This window comes from Streptomyces sp. NPDC057877 (assembly GCF_042796855.1).
Classification (GTDB): Bacteria; Actinomycetota; Actinomycetes; order Streptomycetales; family Streptomycetaceae; genus Streptomyces.
This window is the reverse complement of the sequence record NZ_JBHVMS010000004.1, coordinates 387,044-411,662: the sequence shown is the minus strand read 5'-3', so window position 1 is coordinate 411,662 and position 24,619 is coordinate 387,044. Positions and strand designations below refer to the sequence as shown.

Annotated in this window: 19 protein-coding genes; 9 read left to right on the top strand and 10 right to left on the bottom strand. The window is 72.2% G+C overall.

The features are described from left to right. Window positions 1–14: 14 nt before the first annotated feature. Window positions 15–551 (bottom strand): HNH endonuclease, encoded by a 537-nt coding sequence (locus tag ACFVQG_RS13405; protein ID WP_053763139.1) that lies wholly within the window; start codon window positions 549–551, stop codon window positions 15–17. A gap of 336 nt (window positions 552–887) precedes the next feature. Here ACFVQG_RS13405 and ACFVQG_RS13400 point away from each other — a divergent pair, with 336 nt between their 5' ends. The 8 genes from ACFVQG_RS13400 to ACFVQG_RS13365 all read left to right on the top strand — a co-directional run bounded on the left by ACFVQG_RS13400 (window position 888) and on the right by ACFVQG_RS13365 (window position 13,292). Then, window positions 888–1,982, top strand: coding sequence for a mechanosensitive ion channel family protein (locus tag ACFVQG_RS13400; RefSeq protein WP_383380807.1), 1,095 nt, complete (start codon window positions 888–890; stop codon window positions 1,980–1,982). A gap of 308 nt (window positions 1,983–2,290) precedes the next feature. Beyond that, window positions 2,291–3,664, top strand: coding sequence for a hypothetical protein (locus ACFVQG_RS13395; RefSeq protein WP_383380804.1), 1,374 nt, complete (start codon window positions 2,291–2,293; stop codon window positions 3,662–3,664). A gap of 14 nt (window positions 3,665–3,678) precedes the next feature. Further along, window positions 3,679–4,698: a glutamate ABC transporter substrate-binding protein gene (locus ACFVQG_RS13390; protein WP_383380802.1), complete on the top strand. Its 1,020-nt coding sequence runs from the start codon at window positions 3,679–3,681 to the stop codon at window positions 4,696–4,698. A gap of 79 nt (window positions 4,699–4,777) precedes the next feature. Then, entirely contained in the window at window positions 4,778–6,079 is a 1,302-nt protein-coding gene (locus ACFVQG_RS13385) for a hypothetical protein (RefSeq protein ID WP_383380798.1), read from the top strand. Between the two features lie 22 nt (window positions 6,080–6,101). After that, complete coding sequence (locus ACFVQG_RS13380) at window positions 6,102–8,765, top strand: tetratricopeptide repeat protein (protein WP_383380795.1); 2,664 nt, start codon at window positions 6,102–6,104, stop codon at window positions 8,763–8,765. Window positions 8,766–8,768: 3 nt separating this feature from the next. Continuing rightward, window positions 8,769–10,181, top strand: a complete 1,413-nt coding sequence (locus ACFVQG_RS13375) for a PP2C family serine/threonine-protein phosphatase (RefSeq protein ID WP_383380792.1) — start codon at window positions 8,769–8,771, stop codon at window positions 10,179–10,181. Window positions 10,182–10,279: 98 nt separating this feature from the next. Continuing rightward, on the top strand, window positions 10,280–11,626 hold the full coding sequence (locus ACFVQG_RS13370; protein ID WP_383380789.1) for a VWA domain-containing protein: 1,347 nt from the start codon (window positions 10,280–10,282) through the stop codon (window positions 11,624–11,626). A 115-nt stretch (window positions 11,627–11,741) separates the two neighbouring features. Beyond that, complete coding sequence (locus ACFVQG_RS13365) at window positions 11,742–13,292, top strand: FHA domain-containing protein (protein WP_383380786.1); 1,551 nt, start codon at window positions 11,742–11,744, stop codon at window positions 13,290–13,292. On the opposite strand, the gene ACFVQG_RS13360 is transcribed toward ACFVQG_RS13365, so the two are convergent. Then, the gene (locus tag ACFVQG_RS13360; RefSeq protein ID WP_383380784.1) at window positions 13,289–14,293 is read right to left on the bottom strand and encodes a methyltransferase domain-containing protein; all 1,005 of its coding nucleotides are present in this window, start codon (window positions 14,291–14,293) and stop codon (window positions 13,289–13,291) included. The genes ACFVQG_RS13365 and ACFVQG_RS13360 overlap by 4 nt on opposite strands. 101 nt (window positions 14,294–14,394) lie before the next feature. On the opposite strand from ACFVQG_RS13360, the gene ACFVQG_RS13355 reads away from it, so the two are divergent. Beyond that, on the top strand, window positions 14,395–14,808 hold the full coding sequence (locus tag ACFVQG_RS13355) for a globin (RefSeq protein ID WP_383380781.1): 414 nt from the start codon (window positions 14,395–14,397) through the stop codon (window positions 14,806–14,808). An 18-nt stretch (window positions 14,809–14,826) separates the two neighbouring features. On the opposite strand, the gene ACFVQG_RS13350 is transcribed toward ACFVQG_RS13355, so the two are convergent. The 8 genes from ACFVQG_RS13350 to ACFVQG_RS13315 form a co-directional block, all read right to left on the bottom strand. Then, the gene (locus tag ACFVQG_RS13350) at window positions 14,827–15,495 is read right to left on the bottom strand and encodes a hypothetical protein (protein WP_383380778.1); all 669 of its coding nucleotides are present in this window, start codon (window positions 15,493–15,495) and stop codon (window positions 14,827–14,829) included. Beyond that, window positions 15,492–15,908, bottom strand: coding sequence for an acyl-CoA thioesterase (locus tag ACFVQG_RS13345; protein WP_383380775.1), 417 nt, complete (start codon window positions 15,906–15,908; stop codon window positions 15,492–15,494). Before ACFVQG_RS13345 ends, ACFVQG_RS13350 begins: the two co-directional genes overlap by 4 nt. A 2-nt stretch (window positions 15,909–15,910) precedes the next feature. Continuing rightward, the gene (gene ettA / locus ACFVQG_RS13340) at window positions 15,911–17,575 is read right to left on the bottom strand and encodes an energy-dependent translational throttle protein EttA (protein ID WP_383380772.1); all 1,665 of its coding nucleotides are present in this window, start codon (window positions 17,573–17,575) and stop codon (window positions 15,911–15,913) included. Between the two features lie 142 nt (window positions 17,576–17,717). Beyond that, window positions 17,718–18,293 (bottom strand): hypothetical protein, encoded by a 576-nt coding sequence (locus ACFVQG_RS13335; protein ID WP_383380769.1) that lies wholly within the window; start codon window positions 18,291–18,293, stop codon window positions 17,718–17,720. Between the two features lie 6 nt (window positions 18,294–18,299). Next, a complete protein-coding gene (locus ACFVQG_RS13330; RefSeq protein WP_383381725.1) occupies window positions 18,300–19,664 on the bottom strand; it encodes a Cys-Gln thioester bond-forming surface protein in 1,365 nt (454 codons plus the stop codon). Between the two features lie 359 nt (window positions 19,665–20,023). After that, the gene (locus ACFVQG_RS13325) at window positions 20,024–20,509 is read right to left on the bottom strand and encodes a single-stranded DNA-binding protein (protein WP_383380766.1); all 486 of its coding nucleotides are present in this window, start codon (window positions 20,507–20,509) and stop codon (window positions 20,024–20,026) included. Between the two features lie 180 nt (window positions 20,510–20,689). Further along, the gene (locus ACFVQG_RS13320) at window positions 20,690–22,813 is read right to left on the bottom strand and encodes a GTPase (protein WP_383380763.1); all 2,124 of its coding nucleotides are present in this window, start codon (window positions 22,811–22,813) and stop codon (window positions 20,690–20,692) included. Window positions 22,814–22,816: 3 nt separating this feature from the next. Next, window positions 22,817–24,424: a dynamin family protein gene (locus tag ACFVQG_RS13315; RefSeq protein ID WP_383380759.1), complete on the bottom strand. Its 1,608-nt coding sequence runs from the start codon at window positions 24,422–24,424 to the stop codon at window positions 22,817–22,819. Between the last annotated feature and the right edge of the window lie 195 nt (window positions 24,425–24,619).

The following is a 24,619-nucleotide window of genomic DNA, read 5'->3' as shown; positions in this document are numbered from 1 at the left end:
AAGGCCCGGACCGGTCAGGCGGAGATGCCGTCGATCCGGGCCAGGGCGTCGTCCGCGCCGTACGGCTGGAGATACGGCAGCCAGCGCGGGTCCCTGTGGCCGGTCCCGATGATGCGCCAGGCCAGGCCGGTGGGTGGAGCGGGTTTGTGACGCAGCCGCCAGCCGATCTCACCGAGATGCCGGTCGGCCTTGACGTGGTTGCAGCGGCGGCAGGAGGCCACCACGTTGTCCCAGACGTGCTTGCCCCCGCGTGAGCGCGGGATGACGTGGTCGACGCTGGTTGCGACGCCACCGCAGTACATGCACCGGCCCCCGTCCCGGGCGAACAGGGCCCGACGGGTGAGAGGAACGGGCCCCCGATAGGGAACCCGTACGAATCGCTTGAGCCGGACCACGCTGGGTGCGGGGACTGTGACGGTCGCGCTGTGCAGGTAGGCGCCGGACTCCTCAAGGCATACGGCCTTGTTCTCGAGGACGAGGACGAGCGCGCGGCGGAGCGGTACGACGCCGAGCGGCTCGTACGACGCGTTGAGGACCAGGACATGCGGCACGGATGCCTCCTTGTACGCCGGCGGCGCGTGGCTCGCGCCGGGACGATCTGACGTCAGTCTCCCCTCATGCCTGGTCGAAGCGCCACCATGTCCCGGTAACGGGCTGGGAGTGTTTTCGACCACACCGGAATTCATCCCCAGGAGGGACAACGGTTCATCCCACCTGTACATCCCCGGATGTACGCGTTCTCTCCCCCGAACATCACAGCGATCCCCACACGACACCCCGCTAATGTGGTGAGTCTGCCCTTCGGTGACCTTTCCGTGGCCTCGACACCTTTCCGTGGCCTCGACCGCCCTGCCGCGGGGCAGACCGCTGCGCCTGGAGGTACCCCCGTGTCGTCGTCGCCCCTGTCCGGCCTACTGGCCGCCGCCACCCCGTCGCCATCCCCCTCGGGGACGACGACCCCGGCGGTCCCCTCGATCCAGGACGCCCAGGAGAGCGCCACACACGCGGCGAGCTGGGTCGAGGAGAACTGGTCGACCTGGCTGGCGATCGGCCTGCGCGTCCTGCTGATCGTCGTCATAGCGGCGGTCCTCCGGGTCGCGGTCCGCCGCGCGATCACCAAGCTCATAGACCGCATGAACCGCACCGTGCAGGCGGTGGACGGCACGGCGATCGGCGGGCTGCTGGTGAACGTGGAGCGCCGCCGCCAGCGCTCCCAGGCGATCGGCTCGGTCCTGCGCTCGGTGGCCAGCTTCCTGATCATGGGCACCGCCGCGCTGATGATCCTCTCCACCTTCCAGATCAACCTGGCGCCGCTCCTGGCGTCCGCCGGTGTCGCGGGCGTGGCGATCGGCTTCGGCGCGCGCAACCTCGTCACGGACTTCCTCTCCGGCGTGTTCATGATCCTCGAGGACCAGTACGGCGTCGGCGACTCCATCGACGCGGGTGTGGCCTCCGGCGAGGTCATCGAGGTCGGCCTGCGGGTGACCAAGCTGCGCGGCGAGAACGGCGCGATCTGGTACGTCCGCAATGGCGAGGTCAAGCGGGTCGGCAACCTCTCGCAGGGCTGGGCCACGGCGGGCGTCGACGTCACCGTCCGCCCCTCGGAGGACCTCGACCGCGTGAAGGCCGTCCTCACCGACGTCGGCTCCGTCCTCAGCAAGGAGGAGCCCTGGAACGAGATGCTGTGGAGCCCCGTCGAGGTGCTCGGCCTCGACAGCGTGCTGCTGGACTCGATGGTCGTCCGCGTCTCCGCCAAGACCATGCCGGGCAAGTCCCTGACCATCGAGCGCGAACTCCGCTGGCGCATCAAGCGCGCCTTCGACCACGAGGGCATCCGCATCGTCGGCGGCCTCCCCGTCCAGCAGGACGAGGACCCGACCGACCCCACGGCGGGCATGGCCGCCCCCTCCGCCTACGCGAGCACGGCGTCCCCGCAGTCGATGGCGGCGTCCCCGCTGACACCGCCGAGCACGACGAAGTAAGGCGGGCGCGGGCACGGGGGCGGGTCACGCGGGCCCCGCCCACCCCCCGGCGCGCAGCGCCATGCACGCCCCCCACGCACCCCTCACGCTCCTGTCAGGCTCCCACCCGCCCCGGGAACCGAACCGATTCCACCGGCGTATTGATGGGCAGGGGTGGTGCAAGACGGCGCCCGTGCTGAGCCGCGGCGCGAGCGTCGCCGGTGCGATCCGATCAAGATCCAGTCAAGGCCGGTGCGATTGTCGGTCCCGGCAGCGATACTTGCGGCGACGGATGACCATGGGGGAGGTCAGGAGTGACACACACGCCGATGAGCAGCGCGGCACCACCGAGCCCGACGCCGCCCGCGCCCGGCCCCACCCGCCGCACCGCCTTCGCGGAGGGCGTGGACCAACTGCGGGCAGCCGCCACCACCGAGCCCGGCCGCCTCCGCATCATCGGCGCCGTCCTCGCCCTCCTCGTCGTGGCCTTCGGCACCCTCACCGCCTGGCAGACCAGCACCCGAGCGTCCGCCGCCGAAGACGTCCTGAACAAGAGCCAGCCCCTCAGCTCCGCAGCCGCCGACATCTACCGCTCCCTCGCCGACGCCAACACCGCCGCCTCCAGCGGCTTCCTGGCCGGCGGCCAGGAGACCAAGGCGTCCCGGGACCGCTACGAGGAAGACATCCGCACGGCCGCCGCCAAACTCGTCAAGGCCGCCAACAGCAGCGACCCGGACTCCCCCGCCGCGGCCACCATCGCCAAGCTCAACCGCCTCCTCCCGGAGTACAAGGGCCTCATCGAACGCGCCCGCGCCAACAACCGCCAGGGCTACCCCCTCGGCGGCGCCTACCTGCGCTACGCGAACGACAAGATGCAGACCGACATGCTCCCGGCCGCCGAGGACCTCTACACCTCCGAGAACGAGCGGCTGCGCGGTGACTACGACAGCGCCACCCCGTACCCCTGGGCCGCGATCGCCCTCGGCGTCCTCGCCCTCGCCGCGCTCGCCTGGGCCCAGCACCGCAACTACCAGCGGACGAACCGCGTCCTCAACCACGGCCTGGTCGCCGCGACGGCCGCCACCACGGTCGTCCTGCTCTGGCTGGTGATCGGCCACACCGTGGCCCGCCAGGGCCTGAACGACTCCTACGACCACGGCGTCCGCTCCCTCAACGTCCTGCACGACGCCCGCATCGCCTCACTCAAGGCCCGCGGCAACGAGAACCTCACCCTGGTCAGCCGCGGCGCCGAGACGGTCGAGGTCAAGCCCGGCGAGTTCGAGGACAAGTTCGACGTCGCCTTCAAGGCGTCGATGAAGGACCTCTCCGAACACCTCACCGACGCACAGGACCTGGCCGACGACGCGTCCGGCACGGACCCGGTCCGCGCCGCCACGGGCAACATGCGGGAGTGGCAGTCCCGCCACACCGACGCCCGCGCACAGGACGACGAGGGCAACTACCAGGCCGCCCTGAACAAGATCATCGGCTCGAAGTCCGAGAAGCCGACGGGCGAGTGCTTCGACAGCATCGACAGTAATCTGCGCACGGCCCTCGCACACGAGGAGAACGAGTTCAAGAAGTCCGCGGGCGACGGCCTGGACGCGATGACGGGCCTGACCGTCGGCGCGGCCGTCCTCGCGGTGCTGGGCGCGGCCGGCGCGGTGCTCGGCATCGGCCGCAGGCTTTCGGAGTACCGGTGAAAGGGGGCGTGAGGATGCACGCACGACGCTTGCGGACCGGCCTGCGAGGCTGGGGCGGAGTAGGCGCGATGGCGGTCGTCTGCGCCCTGGCGACGCTCATCGTCCTGCTGCTGCCGCTGACCCAGCCACCCGTCGACGGCAGCACGGGCATCGGCGGCCAGGGCGTGGCCGAGGGCACACACGCCAGGGCCCCGGAGTGCGAGGACAACCCCCAGGACCTCAGCCTCTCCCCCTCGACGGCCGAGGGCCCGGCGATCGAGGCCATCAGGAAGCGCGGACACCTCTCGGTCGGCGTGGACCAGAACAGCTTCCGCTGGGGCTACCGCGACCCGAACAACACCGACCCCGAGGTCGAGTTGGAGGGCTTCGACATCGACCTGGCCCGCCGTATCGCGCAGGAACTGCTGGGCGACCCGGACAAGATCAGGTTTAAGGCGATCCCGACCAACCAGCGCGTACCCGCGATCCAGAGCGGCCGGGTCGACATGGTGGTCCGCACCATGACGATCACCTGCTCGCGCCTGGAGCAGGTCGACTTCTCCGCCCCGTACTTCGTCACCGGCCAGCAGGTCCTCGCCCCCAAGTCCTCACCGATCAAGGGCTACGACGACTCGCTCGCCGACCAGCGGATCTGCTCGGCGGACGGTTCGACGGCGTACGAGAAGCTGGAAGCGGACCGCAAGTCCGGTGCGCTCCCCGCCTCCGCGGACATCTCCTTCACCGTCCCCAACCAGCTCGACTGCCTGGTCAGGCTCCAACTGGGCGAGGTGGACGCGGTGGTGACGGACGGCGCGCTCGCGGCGAGCCAGGCGGCGCAGGACCCGACGGTGACGCTGAAGGGGGAGACCTTCACGACGGAGTACTACGGCGTGGCGATGAAGAAGGGCGCCGACGATCTGGTACGCCGGGTCAACCGAATACTGCAGGACTACCGCGAGGACGGCGGCTGGAAGAGGTCGTACGACAACTGGCTGTCGGCGACGCTGGGTTCGAGGTCGGACTCGGCGACGCCGCCGGTGCCGCGGTACAGGTAGGCACGAACACCCGACCCCGAACCACAGACACCACACACCACACACCACACCGGGACACAACAGCGACGAGAGGTGATCGATGGGCGCGGGACCCACCGGGCCGGTACTGGACCGGGACGAGGTGGACCGTGCGCTGGCGCGGCTCGGCGCGGAGCACGAGGCGATCGAGACCTCACTCCTCGCCCTCCAGGACCACGCGGGCCGCAGACTCCTCGAAGGCGCCGACCTGACGGGCGTCACCAAGGAGCGCTGGGCCGCCGCCGAGGCCGCGATCACGCTGCTGTGGACGTACTTCGACGCGTACACGGACGCGCTGCGCACGGCCCGCGACATCCGCGCCCGCCGCCGCTGGTCCAGCCGGGAGGACCTGGCGGAGCTGACGGAGCTGCTGCGCGGCGAGTCCGTCATGGTCGCGGGCAGCGCCACGGCGACGGCCAACGCCCCCACCCTGCACGGCACGGGCAAGCTCAGCCACAGCTACTCCCTGACCACGCTGGTGGACCAGATGAACGAGCTGTACGCGACGTCGCTGGACCTGGTCGTCGCGGCCGACGCGGTGTGGTCGGCGCTGCCCGCGCGGATCGATTTACTCGCCGCGGAACTCCAGCGCACCCGGCGCCTCGCGCACTCGGTGGGCGTGCGTCCGGGCGAGCACCCGGCGGGCGACGACCTGGAGCGCATCACGCGCACGCTCACCTCCCTCCGGGAGCAGGTGGTCTCCGATCCGCTGGCGTTCTGGGTGCCGACGAAGGGCAGTTCGGCGCCGGGCGGCGGCAGACCGGACACCACGGTGTACGACCGCGAGGCGCGGGCGCTGGAGGAGGTCCGCCGGGAGATCGACGCCGTACTGGAGGTCCGCAAGGACGCGGAACAGCGGCTGATCAAACTACGGGACGTGCTCTCGCGCGCGGACCGCACGCTCGCCGAGGCCCGTACCGCGCGCGGCGAGGTCCTGGCGAAGATCGCGGCGACGGAGGTCCCGGTGGTCAGCGGACCGCCGACGGCCCTCCAGGAGCAGTTGGCGACGGCGGCCGAGTACCGCCGCCACGCCCAGTGGCACCGCCTCTCCCCGCTGCTGGAGTCGCTGGAGCGGAAGGCGGAGGACGAACTGCTGCGCGCCCGCGAGTCGTTGACCGCGGTCACCGCGCCGCTGGCGGTCCGCGCCGAGCTGCGCGGGCGGCTGGACGCGTACAAGGCGAAGGTGGCCCGGCACGGCCTGGCGGAGGACCCGCTGCTGGTGGAGCGGTACGAGAAGGCGCGCCGCATGCTGTGGAGCGCGCCCTGCGACCTGCGGGTGGCCGAACAGGCGGTGCTGCGCTACCAGCACGCCGCGGCGGAACTGCTCAGCGGCCCACGGGACCGCGGGGGACCGGGCGGATGAGCGAGAAGGGGGATGCGGCGTCATGAGTCAGACGGACACGGGTCGGAGCCAGCAGACCTGCCAGCGGCCCGGCTGCGGCGGGACGTACGAGGACGTGGGCGGCGGCGAGCTGTACTGCGACACCTGCGGTCTCGCACCGGTCGTCTCGCCGATGGGCGAGGTCGGCTCACCACCGACCGGCATCACGGGCGGCGGCAGGGGCTCAAGAGGCTCGGCAGGCAGCGGAAGCGCACGCTCCAGTTCACGGGGCTCCGACGGCTCCCACAGCTCCCGTAGTTCCCGCAGCTCCCGTACGTCGTCCCAGTCGTCGAAGTCACGGCGCTCGGTGTCGGGCAGGCTGTCGCGTTCGCTGTCGGGCAAGTCCACCGGCCGCTCGCTGTCGGTGCGCAGCTCCGGCTCCACCTCCGCCTCCTCGTCCCGTGGGCGGCTCGGCGCGGGTCTGGTGCAGGTGCCGCAGGTGCCGAGGCCGGACCCGCGCGAGATGGTGCTGGAGAACCCGGAGGTGCCGGAGCGCAAGCGGTTCTGCTCGCGCTCGGACTGCGGGGCGCCGGTCGGCAGGGCGCGCGGTGACCGTCCGGGCCGTACGGAGGGCTTCTGCACGAAGTGCGGACACCCGTATTCCTTCGTCCCGAAGCTGAAGTCCGGTGACGTCGTGCACGGGCAGTACGAGGTCGCGGGCTGTCTGGCGCACGGCGGGCTCGGCTGGATCTATCTCGCGGTCGACCGCGCGGTCTCCGACCGGTGGGTGGTGCTCAAGGGCCTGCTGGACACCGGCGACCAGGACGCGATGGCCGCGGCGATCTCCGAGCGGCGCTTCCTCGCGGAGATCGAGCACGCGAACATCGTGCGGATCTACAACTTCGTGGAGCACCTCGACCAGCGCACCGGCTCCCTGGACGGCTACATCGTCATGGAGTACGTCGGCGGCAAGTCGCTCAAGGAGATCGCCAACGCCCGCCGCACCGAGCGGGGCCGCCGCGACCCGCTGCCGGTGGAACAGGCCTGCGCGTACGGCATCGAGGCGCTGGAGGCGCTGGACCACCTGCACAGCCGTAACCTGCTCTACTGCGACTTCAAGGTCGACAACGCCATCCAGACCGAGGACCAGCTCAAGCTGATCGACATGGGCGCGGTGCGCCGCATGGACGACGACGAGTCGGCGATCTACGGCACGGTCGGCTACCAGGCACCGGAGGTCGCCGAGGTCGGCCCGTCGGTGGCGTCGGACCTGTACACGGTGGCGCGCACCCTGGCCGTCCTCACCTTCGACTTCCAGGGCTACACGACCGTCTTCGTCGACTCCCTGCCCGACCCGGACAGCATCGAGGTCTTCCGCCAGTACGAGTCCTTCTACCGTCTCCTGGTCCGCGCCACCGACCCGGACCCGGCCCGCAGGTTCGCCTCCGCGCAGGAGATGGCCGAGCAGTTGCTGGGCGTCCTGCGCGAGGTGGTGTCCGTCCAGACGGGCCGGGCGCGCCCGGCGCTGTCGACCCTGTTCGGCCCCGAACTGCGGGTGCCGGACACGGAGTTGTTCTCGCGGCTGACGGACGAGGTCTCCCGCCTGGGAGCCCGCGTGCCCCGCGCCCGCCGCACGCCTCCGGCGCTCCCGGCACCTCCGGCGCTCCGGGCGGGCGCGACGGGCACGTCGGGCACGATGGGCACGTCGGGCACGACGGGCACGACGGGCACGGCGGGCCTTGCGATCGCCGCGGGGGCAGCCGCAGCCGCTCCCACGAACCTCACCAAGCCGGTGGACACCCCCACCGCCGCCCTGGCCCTCCCCGTCCCCCGCGTCGACCCCTCCGACCCCAACGCGGGCTTCCTGGCGGGTCTGATGGCCACGGCCCCCGCGGAGCTGCTGAGCGCGCTCGCCGCGGCCCCGGCCCCGTCGGTGGAGACCCGGCTGCGGCAGATCCGCGCCTGGCTGGAGAACGTCGACTCGGCGAGCGCGCTGACCGCCCTGGCCAAGCTGGAGGACGAGCGGCCGGACGACTGGCGGGTGGTCTGGTACCGGGGCGTGACCGCGCTGGTCACCGGCGACCGAGAGAGCGCCGCACTCGCCTTCGACGCGATCTACGACGCCTTCCCCGGCGAGATCGCGCCCAAGCTCGCGCTCGGCCTGTGCGCGGAGGTGCTGGGCCAGTTGGACAACGCCGCCGAGTACTACCGGCTGGTGTGGACGACCGACCCGAGCCAGGTCAGCGCCGCGTTCGGCCTGGCGCGCGTCCAGTTGGCGGCCGGTGACCGGCGCGGCGCGGTGAGCACGCTGGAGTCGGTGCCGGAAAGCTCCATCCACTACATCGCGGCTCGGGTGGCGGCGGTGCGGGCGCGGTTGCGCCAGCGCACGGAGGTCACCGGTGCCGTACCCTTCCTGGACGATCTGACCGCCGCCGCGCAGCAGGTCGAGGCGCTGGAGGCGTACGGCCTGGACCCGACGCGGCGTGAACAGTTGGCCACAGAGGTCCTCGGTTGCGCGCTGGACTGGATACTCTCCGGTAGCCAGGGTTCCGTCCCGCCCCAGGCCGCCGGGGGACGGACGCTGCTCGGCAGCGGCCTGGACGAACGGGGCCTCAGGTTCGGCCTGGAGCGTTCGTACCGCACGCTGGCCCGGCTGGCCCGGGGCGGCGAGGAGAGGATCGACCTGGTGGAACGTGCCAATCGTTACCGCCCCCGGACATGGGTGTAGTTGATGTCGCAGATGCCCCAGCAGGCCGCCCTGTCGAGGTGTCCGAGCTGCGCGGAGCCGCTGGAGTCGGGTGACCGTTTCTGCGGTGCGTGTGGATACGACCTGTCCGCCGTGCCGCCGCTGCCGGACGACAGCCCGACGCTGACCATGAACAACGGCTCGGCACCGCAGGCCCCCGACGGCACCCCGCCCCCGGGGCATCTGCCGACGGCCGCCCGGGACACGGCCGTACCCGCCCCCGCGGGCGTCCCCGTGTCCCCGGCCGCCGCCGGTACGCCCGTACCACCACCGCCACCAGCGGCTCCCGCCGCGGACGTCCGCTTCGACCACCGTTCGGAACCGACCCACCGTTCGGAACCGACCCACCGTTCGGAACCGGCCCACACCCCGGACCCGCCCCACCGCCCGGAACCCGACGACTACCCCCTCCAGGCCCCGGACCCGCGCGTGGCCGCCGACCTCGCCGCGCAGGCGGGCTCCGGCGACCAGCCGGAGACGGGCGGTCAGGTGTGCGTGGCCTGCCGGTCGGGGCGGGTCGACACCGACGGCTACTGCGAGACCTGCGGGCACGCCCAGCCGCGCGAACGCGACCACATGGAGCAGGAGGTGGGCCCGATCGCCGCGGTGAGCGACCGCGGCCTGCGGCACCACCGCAACGAGGACGCGTTCGCGATCGGCCACACCGCGTTGCCCGACGGTTCGCCCGCGACACTGGCGATCGTCTGCGACGGCGTGTCCTCGGCGACCCGCCCGGACGACGCCTCGCTGGCCGCGTCGAAGGCGGCGAGCGAGTCCCTGCTCGCCGCGCTGCCGCTCGGCACGCACCCGCAGCAGGCGATGCACGAGGCGATCGTCGCCGCCTCCCGGGCGGTCAACTCCCTCGCCCAGGAGCCCGCGACGGCCCGCGAGCACGCCCCGCACCAGAACGCCCCCGCCTGCACCCTGGTCGGCGCCGTGGTGACGGCCGGGCTGCTGGTCGTCGGCTGGGTCGGCGACAGCCGCGCGTACTGGGTGCCGCTGGACCGCGGCGCGCCCCCCGCCCGGCTCACCGAGGACGACTCCTGGGCCGCGCAGATGGTCGCCGCGGGCCTGATGAACGAGGCGGAGGCGTACGCCGACGAGCGCGCCCACGCCATCACCGGCTGGCTCGGCGCGGACGCCTACGAACTGGAGCCGCACACCGCTTCCTTCAAACCGGACCGGCCGGGTGTAGTGGTGGTGTGCACGGACGGGCTGTGGAACTACGCCGAGGCGGCGGAGGAGATGGCCCGGGTGGTCCCCCCCGACGCCGCCGTCCGGCCGCTGCACGGCGCACGGGTCCTCGTCGGCCACGCCCTGGACGGCGGGGGCCACGACAACGTAACAGTGGCCCTCGTGCCGTTCCCCGCCCCGCCGCAGGGGGCAGGATCGGCCTGAGGCCGCACGAGGCGGGCCGGAGGGGACCGGTCCGCTCACCGTCACCTCCCCGCCGCGCACGGGGCGCTCAACGGGGACCAAGGGGGATCAGAAGAGGCATGGCCAATTTCTCGAAGTCGAACGTGCCACAGTTCTCGGTCGACGTGTACCAGAACGAGTACCTCCCGGAATCCGGCCGCGAGGTCAACGCGATCGTCACGGTGACCGCCACCGGCGGCGGCACGATCGGGAGCGCCGTGGCGGCGCCCCACCTCTACGCGCCGGGGCAGGGGCCGTCCGCGGCCGTGGCGATCATGGTCGACTGCTCCGGCTCGATGGACTACCCGCCGACCAAGATGCGCAACGCCCGGGACGCGACCGCCGCGGCGATCGACACCCTGCGCGACGGCGTGCACTTCGCGGTGATCGACGGCACGCACGTCGCCCGGGAGGTCTACCCGGGCGGCGGGCGGCTCGCGGTCGCCGACGCCACCACCCGCGGCCAGGCCAAGCAGGCGCTGCGCAAGCTGAGCGCGGGCGGCGGTACGGCGATCGGCACCTGGCTGCGGCTGGCGGACCGGCTGCTGGCGTCGGCGGACGTCGCCATCCGGCACGGCATCCTGCTGACCGACGGCCGCAACGAACACGAGTCGGCGGAGGACCTGAAGGCGTCCCTGGACGCCTGCGCCGGACGGTTCACCTGTGACGCGCGGGGCGTGGGCACCGACTGGGAAGTGAAAGAAGTCACAGGGATCGCCTCCGCCCTGCTCGGCACCGCCGACATCGTCGCCGACCCGTCCGGACTCGCCGCCGACTTCACGCAGATGATGGAGACGGCGATGGGCAAGGAGGTCGCGGACGTCGCCCTGCGGCTGTGGACACCGGTCGGCACGACCATCAAGTTCGTCAAGCAAGTCGCGCCCACGGTGGTGGAGTTGAGCGACCGGCGCACCGAGGCGGGACCGCGCGCCGGGGACTACCCCACCGGTTCCTGGGGCGACGAGTCCCGTGACTACCACGTCTGCGTGGAGGTCCCGGTCGCCGGTATCGGCCAGGAGATGCTGGCGGCGCGCGTCTCGCTGGTCATTCCCCAACCCGACGGCACGGTGCAGAACTTGGGCGCCCAGGGTCTCGTACGGGCCGTGTGGACCGATGACATGGCCGCCTCCACCGCCATCAACCCGCAGGTCGCCCACTACACCGGGCAGGCCGAACTGGCACAGGCCATCCAACAAGGGCTGGATCTACGCAAAGCGGGAGACTTCGACGGAGCAACGGCCAAACTGGGCCGCGCCGTTCAGCTCGCCAGTGCCTCCGGGAACGCGGATACTGCGAAACTGCTTGCGAAGGTGGTGGACGTGGTCGACGCCGCGACAGGTACTGTGCGACTGAAGGCGAAGGTCGCGGACGCGGACGAGATGACTCTCGAGACGCGGTCAACAAAGACCGTTCGTGTGAAGAAGTGACACAGAATTGACTGGGAGGGTCCGTAGAGGGGTCTGCGGACCACAGCGAGCCTGACCCCTCGGGGTTGGAGAAATCCGGCCGGACCGGCCGGAAAGGAAAGGGGGAAGCGCCGACATGCCGACCTGCCCGAACGGACACCAGTCGGGTTCCGACGACTGGTGCGAGGTCTGCGGTCACCGCATGGCCGGTGCCGTACCTCCACCCCCGCCCCCACCGCCCCCGGCCGGTGGCTACGGCTTCCCGCCGCCCGGCCCCGGCCAGGGCCCGCCCCCGCCGCCCGGCGCCCGCGCGAACCCCGAGCCGGAGCTGTGCCCGCAGTGCCGCACGCCCCGCGAGGGCGGCGCGCCGTTCTGCGAGGAGTGCCGGTGGAACTTCCTCACCAACACCGCGACCTCCTACACCCCGGCCGCACCGCGCCCGTCGACGTCCGGCGCGGCCCCGAACTTCCCGCGCCCGGGCGGGCCGCCGCCGTCCTTCGGGGGCGGTGACTCCTACGACTACCAGGGCTCGCGGCCGTCGCAGATGAACCGCCCGGCCGAGCCGATCCCGCCGTTCGGCGGGGAGCCGGGGGGTCCGTCGGGCCCGCCCGGTGCTCCCGGGCGCCCTGGTGGTCCTTCCGGCTTCGGTGGCGGCGACCCGTCGCGACCGGTCCCGCCGCCGCCTGGCCCGACGCCGCATGCGGGGCCTGGGGGGCATGGGGGACCTGGTGGTCCCGGTCCCGGTCGTCCTGGTGGCCCGGGTGGTCCTGGTGGTCCGAATGGGCTCGGGGGGCCTGGCGGGCCCGGTGGTCCTGGTGGCCCGGGTGGTTTTGGCGGACCCGGTGGTCCCAGTGGTCCCAGTGGTCCCGGTGGCCCAGGTGGTTTTGGCGGACCCGGTGGTCCCGGTAGCCCTGGCGGCCTTGGTGGCCCTGGCGGTCCTGGCGGTCCGAACGGCCCGGCAGGCGGCCCCGGTGCGCCCGGTGGCGCCCCCCAGGCGTTCCAGCAGCCCCCCGGCCCAGGTGCCCCCGGCCCCGGTCCGCAGGCCCCGCCCCCGTCCCCCGGCTTCCCGCAGGACCCGAACCGCCCGCAGCCGGGCGGCGCCCCCGGCGGCTCGCCCTTCGGCGGTGACGACGACTGGGTGCTCTCCCCGCCGTCCGCGACCGGCCCCGGTGGGCCAGGCGGACCGGGCGGCCCCGGCCCCACGGGCCCCGGCGGCGGCTACGGCTACCCGCAGCCCGGCGCCACCCAGGCCCCGCCCGGCCCGGCCACCCCGCAGCGCCCGGCGACCTGGCTGGCGACCATCGGCCCGGACCGCGAGTACTTCATGTCGATGATGCAGCGCTCGGGTCCGGAGGCCGCGGGCCTGAACCTGCCCGCGTACTCCCCGGAGCAGCAGCGCACGCTCTCCGGCAACCAGGTCACCATCGGCCGCCGCCGCCACTCCACCGGCGAGACCCCCGACATCGACCTGTCGGTGCCGCCGGAGGACCCGGGCGTCTCGCACCAGCACGCGGTGCTGGTGCAGCAGCCGGACGGCACCTGGGCGATCGTCGACCAGAACTCGACCAACGGCACCACGGTCAACGGCTCGGAGGAACCGATCCAGCCGTTCGTGCCGGTCCCGCTCCAGGACGGCGACCGGGTGCACGTGGGCGCCTGGACGACGATCACGGTCCGCCGGGGCTAGACCAGGGCTGACGGAGGACCCGAGAGGGGCCAGGCGTAAGGCCCCTCCGGGTCATCCAGCCACACCCACTCACGGTCTCCGACGACCGTGATGCCGTACCGCTCGCGCCGTGGCTGTCCCTCGCGCTCCCACAGGGCGTACGCCTCCTGGGGGTCGAGTCGGCCGCGGGTGAGGGTCAGCAGGAAGCGGAACAACTCGTGCTCCCGGCCCCGGCGCGGCACCCCGCCCATCGGCACCGGGTCCGTCGCGGCCGTACCCCCGCCGCGCAGCGGCACGAAGTACGCGGCCGTGTCCAGGAAGCGGCCCTCGGCGTGCCCGGCGTCGTGGACCGTCAGTGTGATCAGACCGGTGGCGAGCGGGGTCAGGATGCGCCCGCCGGGACGGCACTGGGCGATCCAGGCGCCCGGGATCGACGGCAGGGCGCAGGTGGCGATGATCCGGTCGTAGGGGGCGCGTTCGGGCACTCCGCGCGCGCCGTCGCCGGTGACGACGACCGGGTGGTATCCGGCGGTGGCCAGATGCCGCCGGGCGGCGTCGGTGATCTCCGGTTCCAGGTCGACGGTGGTGACGAGGCTGTCGTCGCCGAGCCGGTGGGCGAGCAGGGCGGCGTTGTAGCCGGTGCCGGTGCCGATCTCCAGGACGTGGTCGCCGTCCGCCACCCCCAGCTCGACGAGCATCGCCGCCATCAGGGACGGCTGGCTGCTGGAGGAGAGCAGTTCGCCGTCGCGCAGCCGGGTGGCCAGCGGGCTGTCGGCGTACGCCCCGCGCACCCAGCGCTCGCGCGCGCCGGGTTCCGGGCTGTCGCACCAGCGCCGCTCGAAGCCGCCGACGACACCGACGTAGTAGTAGGGGACGAAGAGGTGGCGCGGGACGGCCTCGAACGCCGCCCGCCACACCGGGTCCGCGTCGAAGGTCCCCTCGGCGGCGATCTCCCGCACCAGCGCGGTCCGTGCCGAGGCGGCGAGGTCGTCCAGGTCGTTGCCGAGAGCGTGCGCGCCCATGGGTCCACTGTGCTGCGCTTCGGGCCGGGAGGCGAGTGCCCGGCCCCCGCTGATCCGATCCGGTCCTAGGCCTTGAGTCCTCGTCCACCCCGTCTGAGACCATGGGAGACGTGAATGAGATTCGGCGAGGCACGCTTCAGGAGCAGACGTTCTACGAGCAGGTCGGCGGGGAGGAGACCTTCCGTCGGCTCGTCCGCCGGTTCTACGAGGGGGTCGCCGAGGACCCGGTCCTGCGGGCGATGTACCCCGAGGAGGACCTGGGCCCGGCCGAGGAGCGGCTGACCCTGTTCCTGATCCAGTACTGGGGCGGCCCGACGACGTACAGCGATAACCGCGGCCACCCCCGGCTGCGGATGCGCCACGCCCCGTTCACCGTCGACCGCGCGGCGCACGACGCCTGGCTGAAGCACATGCGGGTCGCCGTCGACGAGCTGGGCCTGTCGGAGGAGCACGAGGAACAGCTGTGGCGCTATATGACGTACGCGGCGGCCTCGATGGTGAACGCGCCGGACTGACGCCGGTGACGGGGCCGCTCAGCGGACGCTGAGCGGCAGCGCCCCTGCCCCCACCCGCCGTACGGCGACGGACCCGTACGGCGTGCGCAGCCGCAGCCAGGCCCCGGACGAGAACAGGCCGACGCCCCCGGCCCCCCGCAGGAAGCCCAGCGACTGAGCGGCGTGCACGACCCGCACGGGCAGCCCGGTCTCCGCGACCGTCCGGGACCAGATCTCCCGCCCGATCCGGTCCAGCTCGGCCCGGGTACGCCGTTCCTCGGCCAGCTCCCGCGTCCGGGCCCGGAACTCCGCGACCCCGGCGCCGACCATCGCCCGCAGGGCGTCCACGCCGGGCAGCCCGGCCACCTCGCGCCAGCCGCCACGCGGCGGCAGGACGCCCGCCCAGGGCGGCCCGGTCACCGCGGCCGGTACGACGACGGTGGCGGCGGCCTCGTCGACGGACTCCAGGAAGTCACCGGCGGAGACGGTCACGTCCAGCATGACGTCGAGTCCGTTCTCGTACGGTTTCGCCAGCCGTGCCGTGCGGATGGCCAGCACCTCGAAGGACGGCGGCCGTCCGAAGACGGCGAGCGCGGTGCCCGCGGCCTGGAGGCGTACCGCGGCTCCACGGTCGTAGTGGAGCAGCCGGGAGAGGAAGGCCGCGAGATCCGCCGCCTCCCCCTCGTCGGCGAGGTGCAGCACCGTCATGCGGCGACGGCCTCCTCCTGGGTCGCGTCATCGGTGTACTCGCCCAGGAACTCCCGCTCCTCGGCGGTGAGCCGACGCGGACGCTGCGCCTCGAAGTCGAACGGCACTATGACGGTCGAGGCGCGGACGTAGACCTGGTCGCCGTCCTTCACCTCGTAGGAGATGGTGAAGGAGGCGGCCCGGATCTCGGTGATCCACAGCTCGATGTCGACGGGGTGGTGCCGATGCACGAGCTGCCGCTTGTAGTCGATCTCGTGGCGCGCCACCACCGACCCCTGCTTGAACTCCTTGTCCGGGCGGAACAGGAAGTCGATACGGGCCTCCTCCAGGTAGCGGAGGAAGACCACGTTGTTCACGTGCCCGTACGCGTCCATGTCCGCCCAGCGCAGTGGGCAGCGATAGATATGCCGCAAGATCAGCCCCGAGTCAGCTTCTTGTACGTCGCACGGTGCGGACGAGCGGCGTCCGGACCGAGCCGCTCGATCTTGTTCTTCTCATACGACTCGAAGTTGCCCTCGAACCAGAACCACTTGGAGTTGCCCTCGTAGGCGAGGATGTGGGTGGCCACGCGGTCCAGGAACCACCGGTCGTGGGAGACGACCACCGCGCACCCGGGGAAGTCCAGCAGCGCGTTCTCCAGGCTGCTGAGCGTCTCGACATCCAGGTCGTTGGTGGGCTCGTCGAGGAGCAGCAGGTTGCCGCCCTGCTTGAGGGTGAGCGCGAGGTTCAGCCGGTTGCGCTCACCGCCGGAGAGCACTCCGGCGGGCTTCTGCTGGTCCGGCCCCTTGAACCCGAAGGCGGACACGTAGGCGCGGGAGGGCATCTCGACCTGCCCGACGTTGATGTAGTCCAGCTCATCGGAGACCACGGCCCACAGGGTCTTCTTGGGGTCGATGTTCTCGCGGCTCTGGTCGACGTAGGAGATCTTGACGGTGTCGCCGACCTTGATGGAGCCGGAGTCGGGCGTCTCGAACCCCTGGATCATCTTGAACAGAGTGGTCTTACCCGCTCCGTTGGGTCCGATGACCCCGACGATGCCGTTGCGCGGCAGGGTGAAGGAGAGATCGTCGATGAGGACCTTCTCGCCGAACGCCTTGCTGAGGTTGTTGACCTCCACGACGATGCTGCCCAGACGCGGGCCCGGCGGGATCTGGATCTCCTCGAAGTCCAGCTTCCGCATCTTCTCGGCCTCGGCGGCCATCTCCTCGTACCGGGCGAGCCGGGCCTTGGACTTGGCCTGGCGCCCCTTGGCGTTGGAACGAACCCACTCGAGTTCTTCCTTCAGCCGCTTGGCGCGCTTGGCGTCCTTCTGGCCCTCGACCTTGAGGCGGGTCTGCTTGGTCTCCAGGTACGTGGAGTAGTTGCCCTCGTACGGGTAGGCGCGCCCGCGGTCGAGCTCCAGGATCCACTCGGCGACGTTGTCGAGGAAGTACCGGTCGTGGGTGATGGCCACGACGGTCCCCGCGTACTTGGCCAGGTGCTGCTCCAGCCAGTTCACCGACTCGGCGTCGAGGTGGTTGGTGGGCTCGTCGAGGAGCAGCAGGTCGGGCGCCTCCAGCAGCAGCTTGCAGAGCGCGACGCGGCGCTTCTCACCACCGGAGAGGTTGACGACGGGCCAGTCCCCGGGCGGGCAGCCCAGCGCGTCCATGGCCTGCTCCAGCTGGGCGTCGAGGTCCCAGGCGTTCGCGTGGTCCAGTTCCTCCTGCAGCTTGCCCATCTCGTCGAGCAGCGCGTCGGAGTAGTCGGTCGCCATCAGCTCGGCGATCTCGTTGAACCGGTCGAGCTTGCCCTTGATCTCGGCGACACCCTCCTGGACGTTCTCCAGGACCGTCTTCTCGTCGTTCAGCTTCGGCTCCTGCATCAGGATGCCGACGCTGTACCCGGGAGACAGGAACGCGTCACCGTTGGAGGGCTGCTCAAGCCCCGCCATGATCTTCAGCACGGTCGACTTACCGGCACCGTTCGGACCGACGACGCCGATCTTCGCCCCCGGCAGGAAGTTCAGGGTGACATCGTCGAGGATCACCTTGTCGCCGTGCGCTTTGCGCGCCTTGCGCATGGTGTAAATGAACTCAGCCAAGAGAAACCGTCCGGCAGCTTGAATCTGGCAGTGGGCAGATACACCCCATCTTGCCGTACGGCTAGCCCTGGGAGGAAACGCGTCTCACCGGGCGCCCGTGACCTGGGGTTTTACTGCTGAGCGCGGCTGACGGGCAGTGTGCTCAGCCGCAGTCGATCTCGGCCCAGCCGCCGCTGACGACGGGATCGGTGGCCGTGCCGCTGATCCGTAGGAGACCGCCGTCGCGGCCCCAGCTCAGCTTGTACGTGCCCGCGGCGATCGGCCGGTAGCCGTCGTCGACCGTCCAGGATCCCGATGTGCCGAGGGCCAGGCCGGTGTGTCCCACCGCGTACGCCTCGCCGTTGGCGATCGCGAGGTAGGACGTCTCGCGGACCACGGCCGTGCAGCCGTCCGGGCCCTCGGGGCGCAGTACGTGGTACTGGGCGCCCGAGATCAGGTCGTCCGCCGCTCCCCACGCGGTGCCGAGGACCGCCGTGCCGATCAGCAGGCGGGCACCCCGCCGGGTCCATGCCGCCCGTTTGGGCGGGAGGCCCGGGGCCTCCGTGCCGCGTCGGGTGAGGGTCCGGTGGAGGAGGAGCGAGAGGGTCAGGAGGGCCGCGCTCAGCCACCAGCCGGGGACCACCCGGCCCTGCACGACCAGCAGGAGGCTGCTCCAACTCGCCACGGCGGCGAGGGCCGGGAGCCCGAGGCCTGCCGCGGTGGAGAGGGCGGGGGGCAAGGTCGCCTACTGAGCGTTCCTGCGGCGTACGACTACCAGCGCCGCCCCACCGATCACCACGAACCCGATGGCCGCGCCCGCGATCAACGGTGTGGCGTTGGAGGATCCGGTGGCGGCGAGGTTCAGGTCGTCGTCGGTGGGGGTGGAGACGGTCGGGCTGGGCTCGTTGAGCGTCTGGGTGGTGATGCCCGTGTCGGTGCCCTGGGTCTTGCAGTCCAGGACGCCGGTGAAGCGCTGTTCGAAGCCGCCGGGGCCGGTGATCGTGAAGTCGTAGGGCTGGTCCTCCCGCAGGGGGACCGTCACCGTGCGGGTCTCGCCCGCGGCGATGCTGTGCTCGATGCCCATCAGCTCGAAGGTGAAGTCCTCGTCGCCGACGTTGGACGCGGTGATGTCCAGGCCGCCCTCGGCGCAGTTCTTCCGGGCGGACACGGCGGGTATGGCGCCCGCCGAGGCCCAGGTCGCCCGCGCCGTCACCGACACCGTCGACTCGCTGGAACCAGCCAGGATCTGGGTCTGGCTACGGCTCTCGGAGGCGAAGGCGCGGCCGACCGGGACGGTGGTGGTGGCGGTCAGGGTGAGGTCCGCCGAGCCGTCCGCGGTGTCCTTCGGCACAGCGAAGAACAGCCGGTCGCCGTCGGCGGCGGAGGTGACGGGCTCACCCTTCGCGTCGACGATGCGTACGCCGCTGGTGACGGCGTCCGCCGGGGGGCTCACCGTGACCGTGTCGGCGTCCGTGTCCACCGTCACCGGGCCCAGCAGCTCGCCGGGGCGGCCCGAGACCGCGGGCGGGGCGAGGGTGAGGGAGGCCTTGGGTTCCGTCAGGTCGCGGGCGTTCTTCTCCAGGTAGTCGGCGAGCTTCTCCGCCTCCGCGTCGACGGCGTCGACGTCCGCGCCGTCGGAGTACCGCCAGATGGCCACCTGCGTACCGGCCGCCGCGTCCTGCTCGGTCAGGCCGCCGCGTATGCCCGCCTTCCGCGCCAGCGCCGCGAGGTCGTTCACCTGCGGGTAGGAGTGCCGCAGGATCCAGCGGATCCGGCCCGCGTCCTTGTTGGCGCCCAGGGACGTGCCGCTCCACGGGGTCTCGTGGTACCTGGCGTCCTTCTGCGTGGGGTTGTGCAGGTCGACGCAGTAGGTCTGCAGGGTGCCGCCGCCCTCGACGGACATCTCGAACAGGCCCGCCGACACGTCCAGGTCCCCGCCCTCGGTGTGGACCACCGCACCGCCGTACGTCTTCAGGCCGCCGATGGTGGCCGTCGCCCCGCCCCGGGTGGGGGCCGTCCCGTCCTCGGCGGCGGCCGAGCCCGCGCCCACCGTCACACCGGTGGCGACGAGCCCGGCGACCAGCGCCGCCCCGGCGGCACGGCGAGCCATCCGCTGTCTGCGCGCCGACTGCCCGGGCAGGGTGGACGGAGCGGACGGCGCCGACGGCAGGGACGGCGTGGAGGACGAAGAAAGCACGTAATTCCCCTTCGAGCAGGACCCATTGACGTGGGGGTGCGGTCCCACCAGCAGAATCAGTAGCCCCAAGAGCTATTTCCGGCATCCTAGGTACGGCTCGCGCCGCGCTTCCCCGTGAGCCCGTCAGCCAACCGATCCGAATCGGAATCGTTATCGCGGGGACCCCCCGCGAGCAGGGCTTATCGACAAATCACTGCGGGTTGTTCGGTGCACATTCGTCGATAAGCCGCAGTTCGGGCGACGGCGGTTGGGCGGTCACGGGGGAGCCGACTTCACGTCACCAGAGCTGGCTCCGGGGCCTGTTGACTCGGTTGCCTTTCCCGGTCCTCCGAACTGGGCGCCGGTGTCTCCCAGTTGGGTTCCGTTTGCCGCGTCGTCGAGGCCGCTGCCGTGTCGCTCCTCGCCTGTGCGCGTCGGAAGGCCGAGGTGCCCCGGGCGAGGTCATGGCCGATCGCCAGCGCGTCGATGTCCGCCGAGGTCCAGTTCTGACCCTCGCGCACGTCCGTCCGTACCTTCAGCCTGCCCTGCACGACGACCGGATCGCCCACCGAGAGGCAGGCCGACACGTTGGTGGCGAGCTGCCGGTTGGCCCACACCGTGAAGAAGTTGGTGTGCCCGTCCGTCCAGGTGCTCCTCTCCCGGTCCCAGTACCGCGCGGTCACCGCCAGCCGGAAGCGCGTCGAAGGTCCCGACGCCAGGTCCCGGTACACCGGCTGCGTCGCCACGTTGCCCACCACGCAGATCACCGTCTCGTTCATCGCTGTCCCCTCCATGCGGCTGTGTCTGCCGAGGCGACCGCGTCCGTCGCGATCGCCGCAAGGCCAGACTGCCTCCGCCGCGCCGGGCCCGCTGAGCGCTGTGGACCGCTCCCCACCTGTGGAAAACTCCGCCACCCGAACGGGTGACGCGCCCACAAGGGCAGGGGCCCGGCGGCCCCCTCACCTCCCCCCGGCCGCCCCCACCACCTCCGCCCCCATCACCCGCGCATACTGCTCCCGCACCTCCCGGTACCGCAGCAGCTCAGCCGCCACCGGATCGAGCACCCGGGCCCGCCCGCACCCGGCCGCGGCGTCCCGCAAGCGCCGTTCCGCCTCCAGGCCGTACCGCCGTGCCGGTCCCCGGGCGGCCATCCTGCAGCTCCACTCGACGATCGGCCCGCCGACGATCCCGAGCACCATCAGCAGCACGGGCACCCCGAGGTTCGGCGACATGAACCCCACGATCTGCCCCACCAGCCACAGCCCGCCGATCACCTGAAGCAGCGTCATCGACGCCTGCACCAGCACCGCGGCGGGCCACCAGCCCGGCCGCGGCGGCCGACCCGGCGGCAACCCGGCCCGCGACGCCAGCTCGTCCAGCGCCTCCGGCAGCCCCTGCGAGCCGCGTACGGCGGCCTCCCGCACGGCCTGCGCCCAGGGCGCGGGCAGCCCCGCCGACGCCCGGTCGGCCACCGTCCGCACCGCCTGCTCGACGCGCTGCCGCGCGGTGACCTCCTCCTCCGGCTGCGGGCGCTGCGGGAACCGGCCCGTGGACGGCTCCCGACGCTCCTCGTACCAGCGCCACAGCCGCAGCCACGGCGTACCGCACGCGCGGTTGGCGTTGCGCAGCCAGGCACGTTCGGCGGCCTCACCGGCGGCGGTGGCACCGACGGCGTCCGCGAGCCGCGCGGAGAACTCGTCCCGCGCGCGCTCACTGAGCCCCGTACGCCGTCCCGTGGCGTACACCGGCCACAGCCGTACGGCCGCGGCGTCCAGGTCGGCGGAGATCCGCCGGGCCGCCGCGCCGCGCTCCGCGACGAACTGGCCGAGCGCCTCGCGCAGTTCCCCGAGGCCGTCCCCGGTGAGCGCGGACAGGGCGAGCACGGTCGCGCCCGGTTCGCCGTACTCCCCCAGGGCGATGCCGTCCTCGTCCAGCAGCCGCCGCAGATCGTCGAGGACCTGCTCGGTGGCCTCCCCGGGCAGCCGGTCGATCTGGTTCAGGACGACGAACATGACCTCCGCGTGACCGGCCATGGGCCGCAGATAGCGCTCGTGGAGTACGGCGTCGGCGTACTTCTCCGGATCGACGACCCAGATGATCGCGTCCACCAGCGCCAGCACCCGGTCCGCCTGCTCCCGGTGCTGTACGGCCGCCGAGTCGAGGTCGGGCAGGTCCACCAGGACGAGCCCGCGCAGTTGTGCCTCCGCCTCCGGGCTCTGCACGGGGCGGCGGCGCAGCCGCCCGGGGATGCCGAGCCGGTCGATCAGGCTCGCGGCGCCGTCGCTCCAACTGCACGCGATGGGCGAGGCGGTGGTGGGCCGTCGTACGCCGGTCTCCGAGATGGTCACCCCGGCGAGCGCGTTGAACAGCTGGGACTTGCCGCTGCCCGTCGCGCCCGCGATGGCGACGACGGTGTGCTGTCCGGAGAGCCTGCGCCGCGCGGCGGCCTCGTCGAGCACCCGGCCCGCCTCGCCGAGCGTCCGGCCGTCCAGCCGCGCCCGGGACAGGCCGACCAGCTCGCGCATGGCGTCCAGCCGTGACCGCAGCGACCCGTCGTACGCCAGCGGCGGCACGGTCCGCGGCCCGGGCGTCCGGGTCTCCACCACGGCTGCCGTCTCCGGCGCCTCCGCGTCCTCGTTCACCCGCCGCGCGATCAGCCCGTCGTCCCAGGCCTCCGCCGAGTCCTCGGCGTCCCCCTGAGGGGCCGTACTGGTCGACGTACGGGTCTTGCCCTGGCGGTCGGCGGGAGGCTCAGGCGGGCGGACCGTAGGGCGGTAGGAGGGGGGATCGGGGATGGGGCGGGGCTCGGCGGGCCGGTCGGCCGGACGCTCCGTCACGCGCGGGCTGTCCTTGCGCGCCGCCCCTGGGCTCTCCTCTTCCCCCATGCCACCCTCCGCAGGTACGCCGTCCCCGCTGCCGGAGCCGGGCTCCTCGCGCTCCGGCTCCTTCTCCGTCTCTGCTTCCTTCTCCACCTCCGCCTCCGTCTCCACGGCACGATCGACGTTCTCGGTGTGATCGCTGTGATCCCTGTGCTCCGTGTGATCGGCGTGCTCCGTGTGGTCCTGGTCAGTGACGGCGGTCACCGGTCACCTCTCCTTCTGCAGTACGGACAGCGCGGCGATGAGTTCGGCCTGCGGTTCCGGATGGACCTCGAGCGCGTCCAGCGGGGCGAGACGGCGCTCGCGCTCGGTGTTCATCACCCGGTCCAGGCAGTCGATGAGCAGCCGCCCGCCGCGGTCGCGCAGCCGCAGCGCGCCGTGGGCGCCGATCCGCTCGGCGAGCCCCTCGCCCGCGGTGCGCGCCCGGCGACCGCCCAGCAGGGCCGTGGCGACCAGCGCGGCGATCACCTCGGGGTCGGGCGCGACGCTCCGGTCCAGCTCGCGCACCTCTTCCTCGGCGTACTCCTCCACCTCGCGCCGCCACCGCCGTACGGTCATCCCGATGCGGTGCTCGACGGGCTCCGTGGTCGGCTCCTGGGCGGTGAGTTCCGGGGCGTCCGCGGCGGGTTCGCGCCGCCAGGCGTCGTCGACGCGTTCGTCGGCGGCGGTGACGGCGCACAGCAGCAGCTCGCACAGGCTCTCGCCGAGGGCGTCGAGGAGTTCGCCAGCGGTGCAGTCGAGAGGGAAGGCGCGCCAGCGCTTGAGCGCGTCACCGGCGAGTACGGCACCGGCCTGCAACCGGCCCCGTACGCGCGCGTGCTCGCTGTCGTAGGCGGTGTCGACGGCGCCGGTGAGCCGGAGCGCGGCGGCGTACTGCGCGGCGGCGGCACCGGCCAGCTCGGGCATGCGGGCCTTGAGGGAGTCCAGGACGCCGTATGCCGTACGGGCCATGGCGTGCTGGCGGGCGCCCGCGTCCTGGGCCTGGTGGAGGAGCCAGGTCCGCAGCGGCGCCACGGCGGTGGCGGGCAGGAGTCCGCCGCCCCAGGCGGACTCGGGCAGCTCGGGCACGGTGAAGCGGGGTACGTCGCCGAGTCCGGCCTTGGTGAGCAGCGCCCCGTACTGCCGGGAGACCTCGGAGACGACCTGGTGGGGGACGCGGTCGAGAACGGTGACGAGGGTGGCCTTGTACTCCTTCGCGGTGCGCAGCAGATGCCAGGGCACGGCGTCGGCGTACCGGGCGGCCGTGGTCACCATGACCCAGATGTCGGCGGCGCAGATCAGCTCGGCGGCGAGGACACGGTTGTCGGCCACCAGGGAGTCGATGTCGGGGGCGTCGAGGAGGGCGAGGCCGGGCGGCAGGGTGTCGGCGGTCTCGATCCGGAGCACCCGCATCGGGTCCTCCCCGGGGAGGAGGAGATCGTCGCCTGTCTCGCGCTGGGGCACCCACACGCGCGTGAGGTCGGGCAGTACGCGCATGCCGCTGAACCAGTGATGATCCTCCGGATGGCAGACGAGCACCGGCGTCCGGGTCGTGGGCCGCAGCACACTCGCCTCGCTGACCCGCCGCCCCACGAGGGAGTTGACGAGCGTCGACTTGCCCGCGCCGGTGGAGCCCCCCACGACGGCCAGCAATGGTGCTTCGGTTTCCCTCAACCGGGGCACCAAGTAGTCGTCGAGCTGCGCGAGCAGTTCGTCGCGGTTGGCACGCGCGCGTGGGGCCCCCGCCAGGGGCAGCGGGAAGCGTGCGGCGGCGACACGGTCGCGCAGGGCGGAGAGTGCGTCGAGCAGCTGAGGCCGTACGTCCAAGGTCACCACATGTGAAGAATGCCCAATTTTAGGGGAATTCTGAAGCATATAGACATGTCTGCGCGCCGATGGAACACAAGGGACGGAAGGGGCGACCGGGACATGGCCACAGCCGAGGCATAACGAGTGCACAACACCCGGGACGCGGGACGCCAAAAGCGCTGCACGATTCGTACCTGCCTGCGATTATCAGGACCGCTTCAC

Excerpts from the sequence above, each read along its gene's own strand:
- ACFVQG_RS13395 (WP_383380804.1), top strand. The coding sequence starts at position 2,291 with ATGAGCAGCGCGGCACCACCGAGCCCGACGCCGCCCGCGCCCGGCCCC.
- ACFVQG_RS13390 (WP_383380802.1), top strand. The coding sequence starts at position 3,679 with ATGCACGCACGACGCTTGCGGACCGGCCTGCGAGGCTGGGGCGGAGTA.
- ACFVQG_RS13385 (WP_383380798.1), top strand. The coding sequence starts at position 4,778 with ATGGGCGCGGGACCCACCGGGCCGGTACTGGACCGGGACGAGGTGGAC.
- ACFVQG_RS13380 (WP_383380795.1), top strand. The coding sequence starts at position 6,102 with ATGAGTCAGACGGACACGGGTCGGAGCCAGCAGACCTGCCAGCGGCCC.
- ACFVQG_RS13375 (WP_383380792.1), top strand. The coding sequence starts at position 8,769 with ATGTCGCAGATGCCCCAGCAGGCCGCCCTGTCGAGGTGTCCGAGCTGC.
- ACFVQG_RS13370 (WP_383380789.1), top strand. The coding sequence starts at position 10,280 with ATGGCCAATTTCTCGAAGTCGAACGTGCCACAGTTCTCGGTCGACGTG.
- ACFVQG_RS13365 (WP_383380786.1), top strand. The coding sequence starts at position 11,742 with ATGCCGACCTGCCCGAACGGACACCAGTCGGGTTCCGACGACTGGTGC.
- ACFVQG_RS13360 (WP_383380784.1), bottom strand. The coding sequence starts at position 14,293 with ATGGGCGCGCACGCTCTCGGCAACGACCTGGACGACCTCGCCGCCTCG.
- ACFVQG_RS13355 (WP_383380781.1), top strand. The coding sequence starts at position 14,395 with ATGGGAGACGTGAATGAGATTCGGCGAGGCACGCTTCAGGAGCAGACG.
- ACFVQG_RS13350 (WP_383380778.1), bottom strand. The coding sequence starts at position 15,495 with ATGACGGTGCTGCACCTCGCCGACGAGGGGGAGGCGGCGGATCTCGCG.
- ACFVQG_RS13330 (WP_383381725.1), bottom strand. The coding sequence starts at position 19,664 with ATGGCTCGCCGTGCCGCCGGGGCGGCGCTGGTCGCCGGGCTCGTCGCC.
- ACFVQG_RS13325 (WP_383380766.1), bottom strand. The coding sequence starts at position 20,509 with ATGAACGAGACGGTGATCTGCGTGGTGGGCAACGTGGCGACGCAGCCG.